The following is a 2,207-nucleotide window of genomic DNA, read 5'->3' as shown; positions in this document are numbered from 1 at the left end:
CCTCAGCCCCGCCCGGCCCAGATGTTCGTCCCGGCCGTGTCGATCGCGAAGGTGTCGATCTCCTTCAGCTCCCCGTCGGACAGCGCGGGCCCGCCCAGCGCCGCCACGTTCTCCTCCAGCTGCTTCACGCTCGACGCGCCGATCAGCGCCGACGTCATCCGCGGGTCGCGCAGCACCCAGGACAGCGCCAGCTGGGCCAGCGACTGGCCGCGTCGCCGCGCGATGTCGTTCAGGCCGTTGAGGCGGCGTACGACCTCGTCGGACAGCAGACCGGGGTCGAGCGACTTGCCCTGCGTGGCGCGCGAACCCTCCGGGATGCCGTTCAGGTACTTGCCGGTGAGCAGCCCCTGGGCGAGCGGCACGAAGGAGATGCACCCCATGCCGGCTTCCTCCAGGGTGTCCAGCAGCCCGTCGTCCTCCGTCCAGCGGTTGATCATCGAGTACGACGGCTGGTGGATCAGCGCCGGTACGCCCATGTCCCGCAGCAGCCCGGCCGCCTCCGCCGTCTGCTCGGCGTTGTACGACGAGACGCCGGCGTACAGCGCCTTGCCCTGGCGCACCGCGGTGGCCAGCGCGCCCATCGTCTCCTCTAGCGGGGTCTCCGGGTCGAAGCGGTGCGAGTAGAAGATGTCGACGTACTCGACACCCATCCGGGCCAGGGACGCGTCGAGCGAGGACAGCAGGTACTTGCGCGAACCCCATTCGCCGTACGGGCCGGGGTGCATCAGGTAGCCGGCCTTCGTGGAGATGATCAGTTCGTCGCGGTACGGGGCGAAGTCCTGCGCGAAGATCTTTCCGAAGTTCAGCTCGGCGGAGCCGGCCGGCGGACCGTAGTTGTTCGCCAGGTCGAAGTGGGTCACGCCGAGGTCGAACGCGCGGCGCAGGATCGCGCGCTGGGTGTCCAGCGGGCGGTCGTCGCCGAAGTTGTGCCAGAGGCCGAGCGAGACGGCGGGCAGCTTGAGCCCGCTGCGGCCGGTGCGCCGGTACTCCATGGAGTCGTAGCGGTCACCGGCGGCGAGGTACGAGGGGGAATCAGTCACATTCCTCTCCTTATCACGGACTTGTGACCGACCGGGTTGGGCCGCCGAGACGCCCGCGCAGTAGTGTGGCCGCTTCGGGACCGCACGTGTCCGGCTGGGGGAGCCGCGCGTGCCGGATTGTGGTCCCAGGGACGTACCGAACCCGCACGACGCCATGAGGTGAGACCCAGTGAACCTGCGCGACCTGGTGTACAGGCTCTACGCACGCCGGGTGGAAGGCCGCCTCGATCACGACCAGGTGCCCAAGCACATCGGCGTGATCCTCGACGGCAACCGGCGCTGGGCCAAGGCCTCCGGCGGCACCACCGAGCAGGGCCACAAGGCGGGTGCGAGCAAGATCCAGGAGCTCCTCGGCTGGTGTGCCGAGACCGACGTCGAGGTCGTCACGCTCTGGATGCTCTCCACCGAGAACCTGGACCGCGCGGAGGCGGAGCTGACGCCGCTGCTCGGCATCATCGAGGGCGCGGTGCGCGACCTCGCCGCCGACGGCCGCTGGCGCGTGCACCACGTCGGGACGCTGGACGTCCTGCCCGCCCGTACGCAGGCGGTGCTCAAGGAGGCCGAGCAGGCCACGGTCGGCAACGAGGGGATACTGGTCAACGTCGCCGTGGGCTACGGGGGCCGCCAGGAGATCGCCGACGCGGTGCGTTCGCTCCTGCTGGAGCACGCGCAGAAGGGCACCTCGCTGGAGGAGGTCGCCGAGATCGTCGACGTCGAGCGGATCTCGGAGCACCTCTACACGCGCGGCCAGCCGGACCCGGACCTGGTGATCCGTACGAGTGGCGAGCAGCGGCTCTCGGGCTTCATGCTCTGGCAGAGCGCCCACTCGGAGTACTACTTCTGCGAAGTCTTCTGGCCCGCCTTCCGCAAGGTCGACTTCCTGCGCGCCCTGCGCGACTACGCGGCCCGCCACCGGCGTTACGGCTCCTGACGCGGCAGCCGGCAGGACCGCTGCCGTAGCCCGGCACGAGCCCTGTCGGGGCCCGGCACCAGCCCCGACGGAGCCCGGCACCAGCCCTGACAGGGCCCCGCACCAGCCCTGACGGCCCCGGGCGCGGGTCCCCACCGGGGGCGCAACGGCCCCGGGCGCAGGTCCCCACCGGGGGCGAACGGCCCCGGACGCGGCTCCCCCCTCCCAGGGCCCAGCGACCCCCGACGGCCCCAAGC

At 71.1% G+C, this 2,207-nt stretch carries 2 protein-coding genes; one reads left to right on the top strand and one right to left on the bottom strand.

The window, feature by feature from the left end:
- Positions 1 to 2: 2 nt before the first annotated feature.
- The gene (gene mgrA, locus E2E34_RS33585) at positions 3 to 1,040 is read right to left on the bottom strand and encodes an L-glyceraldehyde 3-phosphate reductase (protein WP_138905607.1); all 1,038 of its coding nucleotides are present in this window, start codon (positions 1,038 to 1,040) and stop codon (positions 3 to 5) included.
- A 169-nt stretch (positions 1,041 to 1,209) separates the two neighbouring features.
- On the opposite strand from mgrA, the gene E2E34_RS33580 reads away from it, so the two are divergent.
- Complete coding sequence (locus E2E34_RS33580) at positions 1,210 to 1,971, top strand: isoprenyl transferase (RefSeq protein WP_138895772.1); 762 nt, start codon at positions 1,210 to 1,212, stop codon at positions 1,969 to 1,971.
- Positions 1,972 to 2,207 lie beyond the last annotated feature (236 nt).

Origin of the sequence: Streptomyces albidochromogenes (assembly GCF_005981925.1) — a bacterium.
In the GTDB taxonomy this organism is placed as follows: Bacteria; Actinomycetota; Actinomycetes; order Streptomycetales; family Streptomycetaceae; genus Streptomyces; species Streptomyces albidochromogenes.
Note: the sequence above shows the minus strand (reverse complement) of the source record. Positions and strands in the feature narration are given on the sequence as shown.